The organism is Aminobacter sp. NyZ550, assembly GCF_025628925.2.
In the GTDB taxonomy this organism is placed as follows: domain Bacteria; phylum Pseudomonadota; class Alphaproteobacteria; order Rhizobiales; family Rhizobiaceae; genus Aminobacter; species Aminobacter ciceronei.
Window position 1 is genome coordinate 5,175,305 of sequence record NZ_CP114190.1, and the last position, 19,817, is coordinate 5,195,121.

The 19,817-nt window shown below is 63.8% G+C and carries 18 protein-coding genes; 10 read left to right on the forward strand and 8 right to left on the reverse strand.

What is annotated here, in order from left to right; translation table 11 throughout:
* Position 1: 1 nt before the first annotated feature.
* Positions 2-1,255 (reverse strand): S41 family peptidase, encoded by a 1,254-nt coding sequence (locus N7E70_RS25725; RefSeq protein ID WP_263008011.1) that lies wholly within the window; start codon positions 1,253-1,255, stop codon positions 2-4.
* 404 nt (positions 1,256-1,659) lie between these two features.
* On the opposite strand from N7E70_RS25725, the gene N7E70_RS25730 reads away from it, so the two are divergent.
* On the forward strand, positions 1,660-3,711 hold the full coding sequence (locus tag N7E70_RS25730) for a putative bifunctional diguanylate cyclase/phosphodiesterase (RefSeq protein WP_154385329.1): 2,052 nt from the start codon (positions 1,660-1,662) through the stop codon (positions 3,709-3,711).
* Between the two features lie 8 nt (positions 3,712-3,719).
* Here the strand turns inward: N7E70_RS25730 and N7E70_RS25735 are convergent, their stop codons facing one another.
* The gene (locus N7E70_RS25735; protein ID WP_154385328.1) at positions 3,720-5,162 is read right to left on the reverse strand and encodes a helix-turn-helix domain-containing protein; all 1,443 of its coding nucleotides are present in this window, start codon (positions 5,160-5,162) and stop codon (positions 3,720-3,722) included.
* 245 nt (positions 5,163-5,407) lie between these two features.
* On the opposite strand from N7E70_RS25735, the gene aceA reads away from it, so the two are divergent.
* The 3 genes from aceA (at position 5,408) to N7E70_RS25750 (ending at position 7,711) form a co-directional block, all read left to right on the forward strand.
* Complete coding sequence (gene aceA, locus N7E70_RS25740; protein ID WP_067965225.1) at positions 5,408-6,697, forward strand: isocitrate lyase; 1,290 nt, start codon at positions 5,408-5,410, stop codon at positions 6,695-6,697.
* Positions 6,698-6,790: 93 nt separating this feature from the next.
* Positions 6,791-7,033: an SMc00767 family acetate metabolism repressor gene (locus N7E70_RS25745; RefSeq protein WP_067965227.1), complete on the forward strand. Its 243-nt coding sequence runs from the start codon at positions 6,791-6,793 to the stop codon at positions 7,031-7,033.
* A gap of 231 nt (positions 7,034-7,264) precedes the next feature.
* Entirely contained in the window at positions 7,265-7,711 is a 447-nt protein-coding gene (locus N7E70_RS25750; protein ID WP_263008012.1) for a response regulator, read from the forward strand.
* Positions 7,712-7,714: 3 nt separating this feature from the next.
* Here the strand turns inward: N7E70_RS25750 and N7E70_RS25755 are convergent, their stop codons facing one another.
* Positions 7,715-8,425 (reverse strand): HAD family hydrolase, encoded by a 711-nt coding sequence (locus N7E70_RS25755; protein WP_154385326.1) that lies wholly within the window; start codon positions 8,423-8,425, stop codon positions 7,715-7,717.
* Between the two features lie 137 nt (positions 8,426-8,562).
* Here N7E70_RS25755 and N7E70_RS25760 point away from each other — a divergent pair, with 137 nt between their 5' ends.
* Positions 8,563-9,999, forward strand: coding sequence for a glutamine synthetase family protein (locus tag N7E70_RS25760; RefSeq protein ID WP_182574789.1), 1,437 nt, complete (start codon positions 8,563-8,565; stop codon positions 9,997-9,999).
* 113 nt (positions 10,000-10,112) lie between these two features.
* Positions 10,113-11,399, forward strand: a complete 1,287-nt coding sequence (locus N7E70_RS25765; protein ID WP_263008013.1) for an NAD(P)/FAD-dependent oxidoreductase — start codon at positions 10,113-10,115, stop codon at positions 11,397-11,399.
* Between the two features lie 203 nt (positions 11,400-11,602).
* Here the strand turns inward: N7E70_RS25765 and N7E70_RS25770 are convergent, their stop codons facing one another.
* The 3 genes from N7E70_RS25770 to N7E70_RS25780 all read right to left on the reverse strand — a co-directional run bounded on the left by N7E70_RS25770 (position 11,603) and on the right by N7E70_RS25780 (position 14,220).
* Positions 11,603-13,078: a sensor histidine kinase gene (locus N7E70_RS25770; protein WP_182574793.1), complete on the reverse strand. Its 1,476-nt coding sequence runs from the start codon at positions 13,076-13,078 to the stop codon at positions 11,603-11,605.
* Positions 13,075-13,749 carry a response regulator gene (locus N7E70_RS25775; protein ID WP_182574794.1) on the reverse strand — a complete coding sequence of 225 codons (675 nt, stop codon included), beginning with the start codon at positions 13,747-13,749 and terminating at the stop codon, positions 13,075-13,077. The genes N7E70_RS25770 and N7E70_RS25775 overlap by 4 nt, the downstream gene beginning before the upstream one ends.
* An 87-nt stretch (positions 13,750-13,836) precedes the next feature.
* Positions 13,837-14,220 carry a hypothetical protein gene (locus tag N7E70_RS25780; protein WP_067965241.1) on the reverse strand — a complete coding sequence of 128 codons (384 nt, stop codon included), beginning with the start codon at positions 14,218-14,220 and terminating at the stop codon, positions 13,837-13,839.
* A 269-nt stretch (positions 14,221-14,489) separates the two neighbouring features.
* On the opposite strand from N7E70_RS25780, the gene N7E70_RS25785 reads away from it, so the two are divergent.
* Genes N7E70_RS25785 through N7E70_RS25795 form a run of 3 tightly spaced genes read left to right on the forward strand, consistent with a single transcriptional unit; the run spans position 14,490 to position 16,160 of the window.
* Positions 14,490-14,912, forward strand: coding sequence for a DUF5602 domain-containing protein (locus tag N7E70_RS25785; RefSeq protein ID WP_154385323.1), 423 nt, complete (start codon positions 14,490-14,492; stop codon positions 14,910-14,912).
* Positions 14,909-15,436: a plastocyanin/azurin family copper-binding protein gene (locus N7E70_RS25790; protein ID WP_192318276.1), complete on the forward strand. Its 528-nt coding sequence runs from the start codon at positions 14,909-14,911 to the stop codon at positions 15,434-15,436. The genes N7E70_RS25785 and N7E70_RS25790 overlap by 4 nt, the downstream gene beginning before the upstream one ends.
* A gap of 28 nt (positions 15,437-15,464) precedes the next feature.
* Positions 15,465-16,160 carry an RNA polymerase sigma factor gene (locus N7E70_RS25795; RefSeq protein WP_192318278.1) on the forward strand — a complete coding sequence of 232 codons (696 nt, stop codon included), beginning with the start codon at positions 15,465-15,467 and terminating at the stop codon, positions 16,158-16,160.
* On the opposite strand, the gene N7E70_RS25800 is transcribed toward N7E70_RS25795, so the two are convergent.
* Together N7E70_RS25800 and N7E70_RS25805 are read right to left on the reverse strand one after the other, a co-directional pair.
* Entirely contained in the window at positions 16,157-17,281 is a 1,125-nt protein-coding gene (locus N7E70_RS25800) for a beta-ketoacyl-ACP synthase III (RefSeq protein ID WP_182574800.1), read from the reverse strand. The two genes, N7E70_RS25795 and N7E70_RS25800, sit on opposite strands and share 4 nt — an antisense overlap.
* Positions 17,282-17,390: 109 nt before the next feature.
* On the reverse strand, positions 17,391-18,143 hold the full coding sequence (locus N7E70_RS25805; protein WP_067965251.1) for an SDR family oxidoreductase: 753 nt from the start codon (positions 18,141-18,143) through the stop codon (positions 17,391-17,393).
* Between the two features lie 158 nt (positions 18,144-18,301).
* On the opposite strand from N7E70_RS25805, the gene N7E70_RS25810 reads away from it, so the two are divergent.
* Positions 18,302-19,648 carry a hypothetical protein gene (locus N7E70_RS25810; RefSeq protein ID WP_182574802.1) on the forward strand — a complete coding sequence of 449 codons (1,347 nt, stop codon included), beginning with the start codon at positions 18,302-18,304 and terminating at the stop codon, positions 19,646-19,648.
* Positions 19,649-19,817: the final 169 nt, after the last annotated feature.

The window sequence follows — 19,817 nt, forward strand, 5'->3', positions numbered from 1 at the left end:
CTTATTTGGCCTGTTTCGCCAGCTTCCGCACTTCCGACAGGACGGCGTCGTCGCCGGAAACGTAGCTGGCGAAGGTCTGGGCGACGGGGACCGTGGGCCGCAGGGAACCCGCGGCGGTGCCGTAGACATAGTTCGGCAGGAAACAGGTGGCCAGCTGCGATAGCCGGCAGCCGTTCTCCCAGTCGTGATAGGCGGTGGTGTAGCGAAACGCGATTCTGGAATTGGGCATGATCGTCGTGCCGCCCTCGCCCCACATCTGGCCGGCGTCACCCATCTCCTCGCCGACCAGCGCAGCACGCTCGCCGGCATAATATTTCAGCCGTGACGCGATGCTGATCGCCGCCGAAAACGTGTTGCCGCTGGTCAGGATGAAGATGCGGCCATTGGGCACGGCCTCGGGCAGCAGGCGCGAGAAGTCGGTGCCGAGCATGTAGTTGCCGCCCGGGCTGAACCTGAGGTCGACGACGGCATGCCTGACGTCGCGCTTGCCAGCCTCCTCCAGCACGCCAGCCAGATAGTCGGCCATCGACGCCCCGTCCGCATCGCGGAAACGGTTGATCTGGACGTAGAGGATACCGTCTTCTTCGAGATAGCTGTGCCACGCGTTCTGATCGGGACGCGAAAGATAGGGCGGCGTGACGCCGTCCAGAACATGGACCCAACCGGGGCCACCCTTGTCAAGCGCAACCGGACTGAGGTCGCGCTTCGGCCAGACGGTTCTCGTCGAAGGCTCGCCTTTCTCCGGCGCGACGCCAAGCGTGCGCACGATCTCGGAACCGTCGGCCTTGCGGAAACGAAACGCGCTCTCGTCCGCTTTGGCGGCCAGTTGGGCCGCGTGGAGCAGCTCCGGCGAAATCATGAAATTCGGCGACAGCTCGCGCACGTATGTTTCGGTGCCGCCGACATAGGGCCGCAATGCCGCGACCAGCTCGTCCGGGGTCCTTCCGTTCGCCATGAGCACTTGCGCCCCGAGAAGATCGCGATGCTCCACTGTGGCGCGAACAACGAAAAGCCCGTCGGCAAACCAGCCCAGCCGCAGCGGGATGGCGTTAAAGCCCTGCCCGCCGGCAAGACCGAGAACGTTGGTGTGGCCGTTATGGGCAAGGGCGACCGCCTTTGCCGCGCCCATCGCCAGCGCAGGCCGGTCGAGTTCTGATGCGCGGGCCGTCAGTTCATCGACTTCCTTAACAAATGCGGCACTGGTTTCAGCCGTCAAGCTGCGCTCGACCAGCTGCATGTTGCGAAGATGAGCCAAATCCTGCGCGTTCTCGTCAGCCTGCGAACTGCCGGCAGATGAAGCCGCGGCCGGTTAGGACTTGAATACCGGATACAAGATGACGCCGAGCGGCAGCACAACGACGATCAGCAATGCCAGAACAGCAAGCGACACACGCTTCGGCCACCGCCTCGACTTGGGTCGGACATCAGAATTACTCATGTGAACGCCTCCAAATACTGGGTCACCGCCCAGTTTCGGACAGCACATGGGTGCGGCGCACGCGACCTTCAATTACCTGCCAAGTCAACCACGCGCCGTGGCCCAATGGGGTGAAACGGATCGGCAAGGTTTGTCTCGGATAAAGCCGGCCAAACTCTGGAACTGCGCGTCGCGCTTTCCGAAAACGTCCCGAGTTTCGGCCGACGCGCAAGGAACCGTTCATGCTGACCGTACTCAACTGCCTCGTCACCGCCCACGACTATCGTTTTGTTGCCGCTGCCCTGGCCATCTGCGCGCTCGGCTGCGTGGTGTCGATGCGCTTGTACGCCCGTGCCCGCAACGTCCGGCGCGCCAAGCACGTGGCCTTCCTCGTCATGGCCGGCCTGGCCGGCGGCATGACGATCTGGACGACGCATTTCTTGGCGATGCTTGGCTTCATTCCCAATGTCGAGCACGGCTTCGAGCCCAATTTCACCGTGCTGTCGTTGGCCTTTGCCATCGCCACCTCGATGGCTGGCTTCATGATCGCCGCCAGCCGCGAACGTGACTGGATGATCGAGGCCGGTGGCGGCGTGATCGGTTCCGGCATCGCGCTGATGCATTTCGCCGGAATGCGCGGTTTCGTCGTCGCCGGCACGATCAGCTACGATCCCTCCTTCGTTGCCTTTTCCGTCGCCGCGGGCGCGGCACTCGGCATGCTTGCCACCAACCGTGTGGCGCGCGGCACCACCCGCACCAGCCACTATGCCGGCATGGCAGCCCTGATCCTGGGCATCGGCATCATGCACTTCACCGCCATGGGCGCGGTGCAGATCACGCCCGACCCACGCGTCGCAGTCCCCAGCCAGCTGATGTCCGACAGCGTGCTGGCGATCCTGGTCGTCCTGGTGACCGTACTTGTGGTGATGCTCGGCGCGGTGACCCACCTGGCCGAAGAGCAGGGTCAGCAGGACGCCGTCGCGCATTTCCGGCACCTGGCCATGCACGATCCGCTGACCGGCCTGCCCAACCGCGCCGCGGTTCGCGACGAGCTGCCGATGCGGCTGAAGCAGGCAGCGGGCACCTCGTTGGCGATCATTGCCGTCGACCTCAACCGCTTCAAGGAAATCAATGACGTCTACGGCCATGCCGCCGGCGACGCAGTGCTGGTCCAGACCACGGCAAGGATGCGTGCAGCGCTGATCGAGGGCGAGTTTTTTGCCCGGATCGGCGGCGACGAGTTCATCGCAGTCAAGCCGTTCACCCGCGAGAACGAGGTGGAGGAGTTCGCCGCCCGCATCAGCGACGCCTTCTCGCGCCCCAACGAACTGGGCAAGGGCCGCTTCTCGATCAGCGCCAGTATCGGCATTTCGGTCTGTCCCAAGGACGGCGACAGCGTCGACGAACTGACGACTCGCGCCGACCTTGCCATGTACCGGTCCAAGAAGCTGCAGGACGGCAGTTGGTGCTGGTATGATGCCGACGCCGACGAGGACGGCCGCCGCCGCGGCCAGATCGCCATCGGCCTGCGCAGCGCCATCGCCGACAACGCACTGCGTCTCGTGTTCCAGCCGCAGATCTCGATGAAGAAACGCCAACTGCTCGGCTTCGAGGCGCTGCTGCGCTGGTCCAGCCCGCAGCTTGGCGAGGTCTCGCCTGCCGACTTCATTCCGGTTGCCGAGCAGACCGGCATCATCGTCGAGATCGGCGACTGGGTGCTGATGCAGGCCTGCCGCGAGGCGACGTTGTGGCCAACACCCATGGGCGTTGCGGTCAACGTGTCGCCGGTGCAGCTGATGCGTCCCAACTTCGCCGAGCGGCTGACCGAGATCCTAACCGAGACTGGCCTGGAGCCGACGCGGCTCGAGATCGAGATCACCGAGACCATGCTGATCGACAATCCGGGCCAGGCTCTGCTTGTGCTGCGCAAGATCAAGGCTCTTGGTGTCCGCGTCGCCATGGACGATTTCGGCACCGGCTATTCGTCGCTGTCGACGCTGTTTTCCTTCCCCTTCGACAAGATCAAGGTCGACCGCAGCTTCCTCAACGCGCTCGGCCGCCAGGCCCAGGCGACCAGTGTCATCGAAACGGTCATCGAGCTCGGCCACAAGCTGTCGATCCCGGTCCTAGCCGAGGGCGTCGAGACCGACTTCCAGGCCGCCTTCCTGAAGGACCGGCGCTGCGACGAGGCGCAAGGTTTTCTCTACGGCCGGCCGGTGGATTCCTCCACCGCACATGCGCTCGCCCAGTCGGGCACATGGCAGGACGAAAACGCCGGCAAGCTGAGCGCCTGATCCGGCGCTTACTGGAAATCGAAGGCTGACAGGCCAGTCACCATCTCGTCGAGACCGAGCGGCCGGGTGATCGGCGGCTCGGCGCGCGACAGGCAGCCGGACCGCTCGCAAAGCCGGCAGGCCGGGCCGACTGGTGTCGCTGCCACCAGGCCGGGCTTGGCGCCAACGGCAAGCGCCGGAAGGGCGGCGCCATAGACGATCTCGTCGCGGAAGGCGATGTCGCAGCCGAGCAGGATCGCCGTGCGCCGGGGGCGTTCGCTGAAGGCGCCCTGCGGCCCCTCGAGGGTGCGCGCAACGCAGAGAAATTCGGCGCCATCGGGCATTTCCACCGCCTCGACGAAGATCTGCCCCGGCTGGGTGAAGGCGGCATGGACCGGAAGTTTGGGGCAGCCGCCGCCGAAACGGCTCTGCGGAAAGCCTTGCGCGCCTGCCTTGCGGAAGCGGTTGCCGGCGTTGTCGACCTCGAGCATGAAGAACGGAACCGCAGCACTGCCTGAGCGCTGCAGCATGGTCAGACGGTTCGCCGCCTGTTCGAACGACACGCCGAAGCGCGAGCGCAGAACGTCAACGTCGTAGCGCGCCCGCTGGGCGGCCGAATGAAACGCCTGATAAGGCATCATCAGCGCATGGGCGGCGTAGCGGCCGAGCTCGAAGCGGGCGAGACGCTTGGCTTCGTCGGAGGAGAGTTTCAGCGCCTGGATTTCGGCGGCGACGGCGACCTGCATGCGGATCAGGCTCGCCTCCATCGCCACTTCGCGCAGCTGGTCGAAGGGCGACAGGCGCTCGGACAGGAACAAGCGCTGCGAATGGCGGTCGTAGCGACGGCGCCAGTTGGGCATGGTGGCGACCGGCAGCACCTTGACGACGATGCCATGCTCACGCCGCAACCAGCCCTTCAGCGCGCCCAACAGGTCGTCGCCGGGATCGAGCAGCGAGGTGAACGCTTCAGCTTCTTCTTCCAGCGAAGTGAAGTGGTTGGGTCGGCGCTCGAACACCTCGTGCACTTCGTCGATCGGCAACCGGGCACCCGACAGGGCCGTGGTATGCCCCTCGCGCGCCAGCAGCTCGGTCAGGTCGGACAGGCGCTCGGCCTGCTCGCGATAGGCGCGGAACAGCTTGATCACCGCAGCCGCAGCGTTGGGCGCGGCCTCGGCGATCTCGACCAGTTCCTGGTCGCCGGGCAATTCGCCCGACAGAAGCGGGTCGGCGAAAACCTCTCGAAGTGCTGCGATCGAGCCCCTCGCCTCACCCTGCAGCTCATCCGGATCGACCTTGTAGACCGAGGCCAGCTTGAGGATGAGCTGCACCGTCAGCGGGCGCTGATTGCGCTCGATGAGATTGAGATAGGACGGCGAGATGCCTAGGCCCTCGGCCATCGCCGTCTGGGTCAGGCCCTTCTGGTTACGGATGCGCCGGATGCGCGGTCCGGCGAAGATTTTCTGCTCGGCCATGGTTTTTACACCGAATTTACAACGAAAGTAGGGGGATTAGCCTACCCGACCTTTTACATTCTTTACAAATTTACAGCGGCGTTCTGTCAAACACAACACAGGTTTTCCCTATTATTTGCTGCATTTCGTTGAATTTTCTGGCTGCTTCGGCGCTGCAATGTCAAACAAGTCACATAGAAATCGCCGCAAACAAACCCAAGACGCGGTGGCCGCCCCCAGACCTAAGTGACCAGACGGAGTCGACAATGACCGATTTTTACAACCTCGTCCCTTCAGCCCCGGAAGGCCGTTTCGACGGCATCGAGCGCCCCTACTCGCCGGAGGACGTGAAGCGGCTGCGCGGCTCCGTCCAGATCAAGCAGACCCTGGCCGAAATGGGCGCCAACCGCTTGTGGAAGCTGATCCACGAGGAGAACTTCGTCAACGCGCTCGGCGCCATGTCCGGCAACCAGGCGATGCAGCAGGTCCGCGCCGGCCTGAAGGCGATTTACCTCTCGGGCTGGCAGGTCGCCGCCGACGCCAACACTGCTTCGGCAATGTATCCCGACCAGTCGCTCTACCCGGCCAACGCTGCGCCCGAACTGGTCAAGCGCATCAACCGCACGCTGCAGCGCGCCGACCAGATCGAGACCTCGGAAGGCAAGGGTCTTTCGGTCGACACCTGGTTCGCCCCGATCGTGGCTGACGCGGAAGCCGGCTTCGGCGGCCCGCTCAACGCCTTCGAGATCATGAAGGCCTTCATCGAGGCAGGTGCTGCCGGCGTCCACTTCGAGGACCAGCTGGCTTCGGAAAAGAAGTGCGGCCACCTCGGCGGCAAGGTGCTGATCCCGACTGCGGCGCACATCCGCAACCTCAACGCCGCGCGTCTCGCCGCCGACGTGATGGGCACTTCGACGCTGATCGTCGCCCGCACCGACGCCGAAGCCGCAAAGCTGCTGACCTCCGACATCGACGAGCGTGACCAGCCCTTCGTCGACTACGACGCCGGCCGGACCGTGGAAGGCTTCTACCAGGTGCGCAACGGCATCGAGCCCTGCATTGCCCGTGCCATCGCCTACGCTCCGTTCTGCGACCTGATCTGGATGGAAACCGGCAAGCCGGACCTCGAGCAGGCGAGGAAGTTCGCCGAGGCCGTGCACAAGGCGCATCCGGGCAAGAAGCTGGCCTACAACTGCTCGCCGTCGTTCAACTGGAAGAAGAACCTCGACGACGCGACGATCGCCAAGTTCCAGCGCGAGCTGGGCGCGATGGGCTACAAGTTCCAGTTCATCACGCTGGCTGGTTTCCACCAGCTCAACTTCGGCATGTTCGAGCTGGCCCGCGGCTACAAGGATCGCCAGATGGCGGCCTATTCGGAGCTGCAGGAAGCGGAATTCGCAGCCGAAGTGAACGGCTACACCGCGACCAAGCACCAGCGCGAAGTCGGCACCGGCTACTTCGACGCCGTCTCGATGGCGATCACCGGCGGCAAGTCGTCGACGACCGCGATGCACGAATCGACCGAACACGAACAGTTCCGCCCGGCCGCCGAATAGGCCTGGCTCCAGCTACCCCGGAGGCACAAGGCCTCCGGGCACCGCCCGAGGCAACGCCCGCAAGGGCAAAGGCAACCACCGAGGAGAACCACAATGGCACCGCGTACCCGTGTCAAGGAACGAGCCGAAGAACAGGCGACCACCATGAGCGCCGACCAGCAGGCCGTGATCCGCATCGTCGCCAACGACCTGCACCGCCTGAACCAGTCGGTCATGAAGGCAGTCGAGGCCGGCGTGTCGGTGGAACTGGTCCGCTCGGCCCGTCACCATGGCGGCGACGGAAACTGGGGTGACCTGCTGATACCCGTCATCGTCACCCAGCAGCCACACGGCTGACAAGCATTCCCTCTGCCCCCACGGATCCCGTCCGCAGCCCCTGCTGCGGGCGGGATTTGTCTTTTAGCCACGGCTCATTTGACTACGACCCACCTGTCGAGTTTCTATCGCCTGCGACTAAAGTCGAATGTCGTTTCCAGCGTATTACTTGACACTTCCCGCAGTTGACGCGAACGTAAGGCACCGAACGCAACCCGATTGAACAGACGCCCTCAGCTGTCGGCTAAGCCAATGAAATGGAATGACCCAGATTCGGGCGGCAGTCCGGATGAGAGTGCGCGCACCCTTGAAGGCTGTGTCGCTGACCTGAGCAAGGTGCTCGTCGTCGGACGCTCCCCGATCAACCGCGTCGTCGTTGCCAAGATCGTCGAACGCTCCGGGCTGAAGACGGTCTCGGAAGCGCCTGATACGGCAGCTGAGATGCTGCACGCGCTGGCTCCGGGCACGATCATCCTCGACGGCGGCAGCGACAACCGGGATTGCGACGGGCTGATGCAGTCGATCCTGTCGCTGAGGCTGGCGTCCGGCAGCAACCTGCCGTCGGTGATCCTTTTGTCCAACCGCGCCGGCACGCCCGAAAGCCTATCGCTGTCGAGTGCCGTCGACATCGTCGTCGCCAAACCAATCACCCCGGAGCGGCTGCAGCCCGTCGTCGAAAAGCTGCTCGGCCGCTGCTGAACCTCAGTCGAGGTTTTTCAACAGCTTCGACAGCTCGCCGAGATGCTGCAGCTTGCGGAAACGTGCGGCCGCTGTCGGTTCGTCGACATGCTCGTAGGCCCAGGTCAGGTCGTGGGGGATGTAGACGCCCCAGCTGCCGGCCTCGATCGCCGGCACGACGTCGGACTTGAGCGAATTGCCGATCATCATGCTGCGTGCCGGCCCATCGCCGTGGCTGCTGAAAATGCGCTCGTAGGTCGGCCGCGACTTGTCGCTGACGATCTCGACGGCATTGAAGAAATCGCCGAGGCCCGACTGCGCCAGCTTGCGCTCCTGGTCGAACAGGTCGCCCTTGGTGATCAGCACCAGCCGGTAGCGGCCGGCCAGCGCCTCGAGCGTGTCATGGACATGCGGCAGCGTCTCGATAGGATGGCTGAGCATCTCGCGGCCGGCGGCCAGGATCTTCTCGATCACAGAAGCCGGAACCCGGCCTTCCGTCACCTCGATCGCGGTCTCGATCATCGACAGGGTAAAACCCTTGATGCCGAAGCCATAGGTGCCGAGGTTGCGCTTTTCGGCCTCCAGCAGGCGTGACTTCAACTGCTCTGCCTCGCCATGATCGGCGAGCAATTCGGCGAAGTGTTCTTCCGTCATGCGGAAGAACTGCTCGTTCTGCCAGAGCGTGTCGTCGGCATCGAATCCGATGGTGGTGAGGGCGGGCAAAGCAGATGTCATGGCGGCTCTCTAGGCCGAAAATCGGACTGAAACCAGCTGATTTCAGTTCGAACCCAAGCAGAATCGCCTGATTGCCCCCCTTTTCTTATTTCATGGCGCCCGGCTATACTCGGCAATCTGCAACGACAATCTGGTGAATGATGCCGCCTGCAAAGAAGGAAGTCCGTCCGACCACTCGGGGGGCTCGCGCCCGCACGCCCGCATTTGTGAAAAACAAGCGTGGTGTGAAGAACTGGAAGGAAGCCTCCGAATGGCTCGAATGGCGCGGTATCGAGGACATAGAGTGCATCACGCCTGACCAGGCCGGCGTTGCCCGCGGCAAGATGATGCCGTCCAGCAAGTTCACCTCCAACACCTCGCTGGCCTTGCCGTCGGCACCGTTCATGATGACGATCTCGGGCGTCTATCCCGAAGATGGCAACGGCTTCGAATACCCGGAGGATGACGGCGACCTGAAGCTGGTGCCGGATCTCTCGACGCTTTCAGTGGTGCCGTGGGAAGACGATCCGACCGCCCAGGTGATCTGCGATCTCGTCCACCAGGACGGCCGCCCCGTCGAGTTCACGCCGCGCAACGTGCTGAAGCGCGTGGTGGCGGCCTACGAAAAGGTCGGCCTCAGGCCGGTTGTCGCGCCCGAAATCGAATTCTATCTCGTCCGCAAGAACCCCGATCCCGATTACCCGCTGACCCCGCCCGTCGGACGCTCCGGCCGCCCGATCGGCGGCGGTGCCGGCTATTCGATCGCCGGCGTCAACGAGTTCGACGAACTCATCGATGACATCTACCATTTCTCCGAGGCGCAGGGCCTGGAGATCGACACACTGATCCACGAGGAAGGTGCCGGCCAGCTCGAGATCAACCTGCGTCATGGCGACCCGATCGAGCTCGCCGACCAGGTGTTCCTGTTCAAGCGCACGATCCGCGAGGCGGCGCTGAAGCACGACACCTACGCCACCTTCATGGCCAAGCCGATCCAGGGCCAACCGGGCTCGGCGATGCACATCCACCAGTCGATCGTCGACAGGAAGTCCGGCAAGAACATCTTCACCGGCGAGGATGGCACGGAAACCGATGCGTTTTTCCACTTCATCGGCGGCATGCAGCAGCATGTGCCGAATGCGCTGGTGATGCTGGCGCCTTACGTGAACTCGTATCGCCGCCTGACGCAGGCGGCCTCGGCGCCGGTCAACAACAAGTGGGGCTACGACAACCGCACCACGGCCTTCCGCGTGCCGCGCTCGGACCCGGCGGGGCGGCGTGTCGAAAACCGCATCCCGTCCTCGGATGCCAATCCCTATCTGGCGCTCGCGGCATCTCTCGCCTGCGGCCTGATCGGCATGAACAACAAGCTTGTGGCCGAGCCGCCCATCCTGACCACCGCCAACGAGGACGAGATCGACCTGCCGCGCGGCCTGCTTGAGGCCGTCGACCTGTTCGAAAGCGACGACGAACTGGCAACGATGCTCGGCAAGTCCTTCGCCTCGACCTACGCGGCGATCAAGCGCGCCGAGTTCGAAACCTTCATGGAAGTGATCAGTCCGTGGGAGCGGGAGTATTTGTTGCTGAACGTGTGACGAAGCGAATAGCGAGCAGCGGAATAGCGAATAGAAGCGCTCATTTCCCTGTTCGCTACTCACGATTCCCTGTTTGCTCCCATCGCCCGAAATCCCGGAGCCATCTCCGTATCATGCTCTATCAGTCACCTATTTCCCCCGGCTTCTCCTGGTACGAGGACACGGCTGGCCCCCGCCCCGAATATCCGGCGCTTGACGGCGATCTTCAGGCCGATGTCGTCATTATCGGCGGCGGCTTCACCGGGCTTTCGGCAGCGACGCATCTTGCCAAGGCGGGCACCAATGTCGTTCTGATCGAGGCGCATCGCTTCGGCGACGGCGCCTCGGGGCGCAATGGCGGCCAGCTCGGCACCGGCCAGCGCGCCTGGGCCGAGGAGCTCGAAGGCGAGCTTGGCTTCACCCGGGCCAAGGCGCTGTTCGACCTGGCCGAGGAGGCCAAGGCGCACCTGCTCGATTTCACCGCCGCCAACGGCATCGACATCGACTATATGCCGGGCCAGATGTCGGTGGCGCACAAGCGGCGTTATGTCGACGACTACAAGGCCCATGCCGAGATCATGGCCAGCCGCTTCAACTATCCGCATGTCAGCTTCATGGACGCGAGCGAAACCGCCGAGCGGCTTGGCTCGACGCACTACTATGGCGGCACGCGCGACACCGGCACCGGCCACATTCATCCGCTCAAGCTGGTGATCGGCACGGGGCGCGCCGCGGCCGCCGCCGGCGCCCACCTCTTCGAAAACACGCCATCGACCGACATCACCTCACAGGGCGGCAAGGTCAGGGTGACGACGCCGCGCGGCACGATCACGGCACAGAAATGCCTGATCGCGGTCAACGCCTATGGCGGCAAGCTGGAGCCGGTGAGTGCCGCTCATATCATGCCGATCGGCTCGTTCATCGGCGCCACGGTGCCACTGGGCGCGGATTCGAAGGTCATCCCCGGCGGCGAGTCGGTCGACGACTCCCGCTTCGTCGTGCGCTACTTCCGCAAGTCGCGGGACGGGCGGCTGCTGTTCGGCGGGCGCGAGATCTACGGCGTCAACGACCCCAAGGACATCCACATCCACATCCGCAAGCAGATCACCGAGATTTACCCAGCACTGAAGGATGTCGAGATCACCCATGGCTGGGGCGGCTATGTCGGCATCACCGTGCCGCGCAAGCCGTTCGTGCGCGAGGTGATGCCGAACGTCATCTCGATGGGCGGCTACTCCGGCCATGGCGTGATGCTGTCGAACTTCTTCGGCAAACTTTACGCCGAGGCGGTGGCCGGCAACCGCGACCGCCTCAAGCTGATCGAGGAGCTGAAGATCCCGCCCTTCCCCGGCGGTCGGCGTTTCCGGACGCCGCTCCTTTTCCTCGCCCTCAACTGGTTCGCGCTGCGGGACAGGATATAGCGCCATGGCGGACGAGTTGGTCGATCGTATCTACGAAGCGGCCTTTGTCCCGGATCATCGACGCTTAAGGCGATGATCGCCGCTTCCGGCTCCGCTTCAGCGGCATGCCGCTGTTCGATGGCTAGGCCCTGGGCGTCGACCGCCGAAGGGCACGGCAAGGTCCAGATCGAAACTCCATCGGCGCAGATGGCTCGGCGCAACCTTCAGCTGGTCTGCCTCGCAGCCTGCGGCTTTGCGCCCGACGTCGTCGGCTGCCACAGCGGCAGCTGTAGCCTGACGCGGGCGCCGACCCACGGGCCAACAAGGATTTCGACGCTGCCGCCATGCAGCCGGGCAATCTCGCGGGCGAGATTGAGGCCGAGGCCGGCGCCGCTGTTGCGCGGGCGCAGGCGATAGAAGGGCTGGAACACACGCTCATGCTCGTCGTCGGGGATACCCGGACCCTCGTCGTGGATTTCCACCCCACCCCTACCGTCGACCACCACCGATATGGTGCCCTCGCCGCCGCCATGATCGATGGCGTTGCGCAAGAGGTTGGTGACTGCCTGCTGGATCTGCAACGGCTGGATGTTGACCAGCACGCTCGTGGCCAACGGCTCGAACGTAAAGTCGTAGCCGGCGCCGAGCGCCAGCGGCGCGAAATCTGCGGCGAGGTGGCGTGCGAATGCAACGAGGTCGACGACCTCGCGGGCACCTGCCGACTGGTCGAGCACCTGCCGGTCGAGCAGCTGCTGCGCAAGGTTGGACAGACGCTCGATGTCCGTCAGCAGGCGCGCGCTTTCGGGATCCTCGCGCAGAAGTTCAGCGCGGGTGCGCAGGATGGCGATCGGCGTGCGCAGCTCGTGCGCCGCGTCGGTCAGGAAGCGGTTGCGCTGGTCATAACCCTGTCCGAGGCGTGACAGCGCGTTGTTGAAGGCTTCGACCAACGGCGCAATCTCAGTCGGCACCTGCTCGGTCGGCAGTTGCACGGCGCGATTGTCGATGTCGATGCGCTTGGCCTGTCCCGCCGTGGCGACCAGGCCGGCAAGCGAGCGGCGCACGACTGCCGGCGTGGTGACCAGCGTCGTCACGCCCATGACGATGATGACCGGCGAGAGCATGATCAGCACGACGAGCGCCAGGATAGGGATGATCCGGACCCAGATGGGCTGGCCGTCGGGATAGCGGACGACGTCGAAATCGAGGTCGACGTTGATTTCGAGGCCATCGGTCTGGTCGCGCGAGGCCACCGTCGCGGCGATGATCTGCATGCGGCCGGTACGGGTGTCGGCGTTCATCAGCGTCGCCTCGGGAAGGCGCAGTTCCTTATTGAAACCGAGGGTCGCCTTGTTCACGCCCCACAGCAGTTCGCCCGTGCCTTTTGCATAGGCCTCGGGAACATCCCCTTCCCTGAGCACCTCGCCCTTCTCGTCGCGGACGACGAACCAGAGGTGGGGGAACTCTTCCCGGAATTTGCGAAGGTCATCGGTATCCTCGATGACGAGACGACCTTGCGCGTCCCGCGCAATCGCCTCGGCGACAAGTCCGGCTGCCACTTCAGTATCGATGATCAGCCGGGGCTGGGCGATGAAGAACGCCGCGCACAGGAGCGCGATGAAGGTAATCAGCGTCGCCGCCTGGAGGAGAATGAGGCGGCGGACAAGGACCCATTGCAGCGAAGTCGGGCGCAGCTTCTTCATGCCACGGCGCGCAAGAGATAGCCGAGATTGCGGATCGCCCTGATCTCGACCCCGGCCGAGACATCGTCGAGCTTGCGGCGCAACCGCGAGAGGTGCGAATCGAGCGCGTTGGAACCGATCTCGTCGTCCATGGCGTAGACCGATTCTTCGAGCGTCGCGCGCAGCACGGTGCGGCCGGGCCGGCGCAGCAGCGCTTCAAGCGCCAGTTGCTCGCGCCGCAACAGCTCCAGCGGCTTGTCGCCGACGCTCGCCTCGCGATGGTGGAAATCATAAATGAGCCGGCCGACCACCGTCTGCTCGGAGCGCAGCGCGACAGGGCGGCGATGCAGCGCCCGCAGGCGCGCCATCAGTTCCTCCATGGCAAACGGCTTGACCAGATAGTCGTCGGCGCCTGCGTCGAGCCCGGTGACCCTGTCGTTGAGGCCGCTGAGTGCCGTCAGCATCAACACCGGCGCATCGACACGCAAGGCGCGCAGCTTGGGAATGAGGTCGAGGCCTTCGCCATCCGGCACGCGGCGGTCGAGCACGATGGCATCGTAAGGTCCGAACTCGGCCGCAGCCTCGGCATCGGCAAGCGTGGCAACGTGATCGACGATGACGTTGCGGCGTGCCAGCGCCGATTTGAGCACCGAGGCCATCTCCGGCTCGTCCTCAAGCAGCAAAATGCGCATGCACGTAATCCTTCGATCAATCCCCGGGCCCAGCCAAAGCCGGTAGGGGCATTGGCCCGCCACCGGCACCGGCACAGCCTCAAGCGGTTACTCGCATTCCAGCTTCGGCTTACGGAAGTTGGTGATGTACCAGCGCCCCTCGGACCTTGTGGCGTAGAATGTGTAGAAGCACTCCTGCTGCTCGACATAGCCTGGCGTGGTGTATTCCTCATAACGCGTGCCGCGCCTGGTGTCGCGATACTCGCCGCTGGTCGAGCCGGCGACGGCGTTTGTCGATATCTTGCTCCACTGGTAGGCGCGCTGGCCACGGCCGAGTTCGATCACCGAGGTGGGTGGGCCGTAGTCGATGATGACCGACTCGAGCGGCTGGCCGATATAGCCCTTCATGACGTCCGACTGGCAGCCGGCCAGGAAGATCGCGGCGGCGACGGCAAGTGTGCCGACAGCGCGGCGTGCAGTGCTGAGAGACATGTCTGATCCCAGTTTGTGGATGATGTTCCCGGGCAGCTACGCCGCCAAGATTGCATCTACATTGCAGCGGTCCCGGCGATCGCGGCCGGGATCGGGAATCTCCCTTGTCCTTGGAATTTTACGCGATGCGTTCCCCGAGCATCATCGATGATGACCTCTGCCTTCACCATGGGCAGGCGGCCGCACATTCACGGGAACCTTTTTCGATCGCTGACATCCAATGACTGAAGCCACCGCACAATGCGTTGACGCCAGCAGGAGATATCTAGATGAAACTGGTTTCCGCCGCACTTTCCCTCGTGCTCGCGAGTGCCCTGCCCGCGCTTGCTCACGACATTCCCGCCGATGTCGCCAAGTCGCCGCCGGCCGGCGCCTTCAAGGCGGTCAGCAGCCTGGTCAAGCTGCCCGACTTCCTGCCCGGCATGGGCCAACTGTTCGTCGATCCCGCGTCGCTGCCGGCCGGACCGTTCCTCGCCTACGACCATGACGGCAAGCTGGTCAGCACCATCTACATGCTGCCGATCAAGGATCTCAATCCCGACAAGCGCTTCGACGATCTTGCTTCACCGGGCGGCAATGTCGACCACGTCAGCGTCTACTACAATGCCGGCCATCCCGGGGTGGAAGAGCCGCATGCCCATGTCGTGCTGTGGCATGTGGCCAAGGCCGACGAGGCACGTGTGGCGAAATGATCGTCACGCGCAGACGCATGATCGAAGCCGGCGGGGGATTTTTCCTCGCCGCGCTTCTGGCAAGGCCGGCGCTCTCGGCCGGCGCAGTCGACGTCGAGATGCATGGCAAGGATGATGGAGCGCGTGTCTGGTTCGATCCGATCGGCATTCACATCGAGCCCGGCCAGACCATCCGCTGGACCAATCGCGACCCCGGCAATTCGCACACAGTGACGGCGTATCACCCCGACATGTTCGAGCGGCCGCTGCGCATTCCTGTCAACGCCCAGCCTTGGAATTCCGACTATCTGATGCCGGGCGAGACCTTCTCGGTAACGCTGACGGTGCCTGGGGTGTATGACTATTATTGCGTGCCGCACGAGCACGCCGGCATGGTCGGGCGGATCGTGGTCGGCGTGCCGCCTGCACCGGTCAAGACGGCAACAGCGGCAGACCAGACACCGACGCCGCTGCCTGACATCGCGCTGGACGCGTTTCCGCCGGTGGACGAGATCATCGCCAAGGGCATCGTCCGCAAGGCGTGAACGGCGAGTCGGAAACTGGAGCGACAACATGCAACTGGCAATCTTGCGGAAACAGGTCGACCTCGACAGGTACCGCGACGAGGAACTGGTGGCACTCGCGCGTCAAGGTGGCGAGAACGCCATCCGCGCGCTCATCAAACGCAACAACCAGCGGCTTTTCCGCATTGCCCGTGCCGTCACGCGCGACGACGCAGAGGCGGAGGACGTGGTGCAGGAGGCCTATGTCAGGGCCTTTACCCGGCTCGAAAGCTTCAAGGGCGAGTCGCTGTTTTCGACATGGCTCACGAAGATCGCACTCAACGAGGCGATCACGCGTATCCGCAAGCGACGGCCTTCCGGCGAGCTGGACGAACTGGATGCCGCCGCCAATGGAGGCCAGGTGATCATGTTCTCGACATCGCTGACACCACCGGGCGCAGATGCCGAGCTTGGTCGCGGGCAGGTACGCGCCTTGCTCGAACAGGCGATCGACGAATTGCCGGCAGCCTTCCGCATTGTCTTCATCCTGCGCGACGTCGAGGAGATGAGTGTCGACGAGACCGCGGCACAGCTGGCGCTCAAGCCCGAGACGGTCAAGACGCGGCTGTTCCGCGCCCGCAAGCTGATGCGGGCAGCGATCGAAAAACGCCTGTCGAGCGGCTTTGCCGAGTTGTTCCCGTTCAATGGCTGGCGCTGCGAACGCATGGCCGACCGGGTGGTCGAGCGGCTGCGCGGCGAGGCTTAAAGCTTCCTGACGATCACGCTGCCGGCGGAGTAGCCGGCGCCGAAGGAGCAGATCACGCCGAGGCCGCCAGTGGGCAGGTCGTCGGAGAATTTCGAAAACGCGATGATCGAGCCGGCGGACGAGGTATTGGCGTAGTCCTGCAGCACGTTGGGCTGCTCTTCGCGGCTCGGCTCGCGACCCAGCACCTTCGAGCCGATCAGGTCGTTCATGCCCTTGTTGGCTTGGTGCAACCACAGCCGCGACAGGTTTTGCGGCTCGATGCCCTGCTCCGCCAGATGGCCGAGCATCAGTTCGGCCACCATCGGCACCACCTGCTTGAACACCTTGCGGCCTTCCTGGTGGAACTGCATGTCGCGGCGATCGGCCATGTGGCCTTCGCGGGTGCGGCGCAGGAAGCCGTTGTTGTTGCGGATGTTGTTGGAGAACTCGGTGAGACAACGGGTGGCCAGCACCTCATAAGCATAGTCCGTCTTCACCTCGTCGACGCGCTGCAGGACGACCGCCGTGCAGACATCACCGAAGATGAAGTGGCAATCGCGGTCGCGCCATTCCTGATGCCCGGAGGTGATCTCGGGATTGACCATCAGGATCGCCCGGGCCGAGCCGGTGCGGATCATGTCTGATGCCAGCTGGATGCCGAAGGTCGCCGACGAGCAGGCGACGTTCATGTCGAAGGCAAACCCCTTGATGCCGAGCGCCTGCTGCACCTCGATGGCGACAGCCGGATAGGCACGCTCGTGGTTGGAGGCAGCGCAGATGACCGCGTCGATGTCGGCGGCGGTCAAGCCCGCCTTCTTCATCGCCTCATCGGCTGCCTTGACCGAAATCTCGGCCATCAGCGACAGCTCGTCCTCGGCGCGCTCAGGCAGCACCGGGTGCATGATGCCGGGATCGAGAATGCCGAACTTGGAGACGACATGGCGGCGCTCGATGCCCGAAGCCTTGACGATGAACTCTTCCGACGACATCGCCATCGGCTCGCGCTCGCCCGCCTCGATGGCGTCGGCGTGGAGCTTGTTCTGTCGGTGGGCATATTCATTGTAGGAGGCCACCAACTCGGCGTTGGTGATGACCTCCTCCGGCGTGAAGATGCCGGTCCCGCTGATCGCAACCCTGTGCATGGCGTTTCCCATTGGTTTTGAGCCATTGGAATAGGGTTCAGGCAGCAGCGGTCAAGCTTTGTGACCACAATTTCAGGTCGAAAGCGCGGTTACCTCGCGGCAGAAATGCTCAAATGCAGCGCCCGCCATCCACTTCCATGGCCACGCCGGTGATCAGAGAGGCCTCGTCGGAGACCAGGAACAGGGCGGCGTTGGCAATGTCGAGCGGGGTCGAGAAACGGCCGAGTGGGATCGACGCCTTGAACTTTTCGCGGATCTCGGGCGTGTCCTTGCCCATGAACTTTTCCAGCATGCCTGTCTCGCCAGCGACCGGGCAGAGGCAGTTGACGCGGATGTTCCTGGGCGCGAGCTCGACCGCCATCGACTTGGTCGCGGTGATCGCCCAGCCCTTGGAGGCATTGTACCAGGTCAGGCCCGGGCGCGGTCTCAGGCCGGCGGTCGAGGCAGTGGTCAGGATCGAACCGCCGCCCTGGCGCTCCATGATCGGCACGACCGCGCGCGCGGCATGGTAGATCGCCTTCATGTTGACTGCGGTGATCAGGTCGAAGACGTCTTCCTCGACATCGACGAGATCGCCGTTGCGGTGGGTGTAGCCGGCGTTGTTGACCATGATGTCGATGCGGCCGAAGGCACTTTTGGTGGCGTAGACCAGCTCGTCGAATTCGGAGCGCTGCGACACGTCGGTTGTGATTGCGATCGCGCCATTGCCGATCTCGACCGCGACCCGCTCGGCCTCCCTGGAGTTCAGATCGGCAACGACGACCTTCGCGCCCTCCTCGGCAAAACGCCTGGCCATGCCTTCGCCAAAACCGGCGGCACCGCCCGTGATGATCGCGACCTTGTCCTTGAGCCTGTCCGCCACGTTACGCCCCTTTCGAATCGAACCCTGTCACCAGCCACTCATCGAAAACGAAAACGCCTCGGTCAGCAACAGACAAGCAGTTGCCGCGGAGTGCTCGGCTTGCGGCACACTTCAAACAATTCTAAAGTAAATGTCTGCCTCTGGGTGGGGACGCAAGCATGAAACTTCGTTTCTTATTTGCATTGTTTTCAGCAAGTGCAGGTCTGTTCATCTGTTACCAGCAAGCAGCGAATGCAGCCTGCATGGTGCCGAGCTACAACCAAAAGCGCGGCATACCGCCCGGCTTCACCGAGGCGCAGGGCTTCAAGGGCCGCTTCGACTTCCCCGCAAGCACCAGTGAACCACTTCCGGCCTTCCTGTCGATCGACTTCACCCAGGACTGGCGCGCCTATATCCAGGCGGTGCTCGACTATTCGTTCGAGGGCAACATCGCCGTCGACTTCGACGTTGCCGACAACAATGTGCGCAACTGGTATCATGCGCTCTGGATGCATCCGGGCAATTCGGGACGGGAATTCCTGCACGGCTTGACCAAGGAACGCGCCACCGACCCGGAACAGCTCGCCGAGGGCGTGACCAAGTCCTTCGATACATGGGCGGTCGGCTTTTACAATGCGCTCGGCGCCACCACCTTCGCCAAGGTGTGGAACGACCCGTGCAGCCCCAAAATCGACGACATCTATTTTCCCATCGGCACGACGACGTTCAAGCTGCTGTTCACCACCGCCACGGCAACTGACATCCCCTATCTCGCCGGCGCACCGGAATGGGAAGGTGACATCGGCCGGGCGCCCAATCGCATCGGTAAGCTGCATCTCTATCAGATCGACATCGCCGTGCGCGACCCACGCTCGCTGCAAACCGGATGGGTGTTCGGCACCTTCGTCTACCAGGGCAGCGTACCCGGCACCGATCCGTGGAAAAAGCTGGTGCCGGTCGGGCTGAGCTGGGGCAACGACCGCTTCGTGCCGCCGCCGGGACAATTGCGCCAGAACGTGCTCAACGAAACGCTCGAGGGAAAGATCTATGGCTGGGCCGGGCGCAAGGAGCTTGGCTGGGGTGGGCGCGTCAACGGCCCGGCCGACAACCAGATCAGCTCCTGCGTTTCGTGCCATGGTTCGGCGCAATATCCGCGCAGCGACGATTTCGGCAACTTGCCACGGCAGCCGGCGACGCCGGTCGATTACCAGCGCCGGCTCTTGGAGTATTTCCGCGACATCTTCGCCGGCGGCGTGTTCGACGGCGAGTCGCGTTACTTCGGCACGCAGACAGCTGTCTTGGCGCGGCCGCTCGACTACTCGCTGCAGTTGCAGGTCGGCATCGAACGCATGTGCGCTACGGTCACCGCGCGCGAGGCGCCGTTCAATGACGGCACGGTCCCGGTCCCGCCGGTTTGCCCGACACCTCCTGCTGTCGTGGCTGGCGGCCCCGAAAGCCTCTCGACCGGACCGGCGCTTGCCGATCGCGACGACACGATCGACGCCCTGCTGGAGCCGATCAGATAGTGAGCCGGGCTACATGGCGGCAGGGATGCACGGCAGCATCTCCGGCATCGGGTACATGCCTTGCAGCCCGAAACAACCTATCTTCGGCTGGCGCCACGGCTTCGTCTGGACCACTATCAAATCTTCGCGTGTGACACCGTGGCACTGGCTTTTGGGCTGGCGCTTTTAA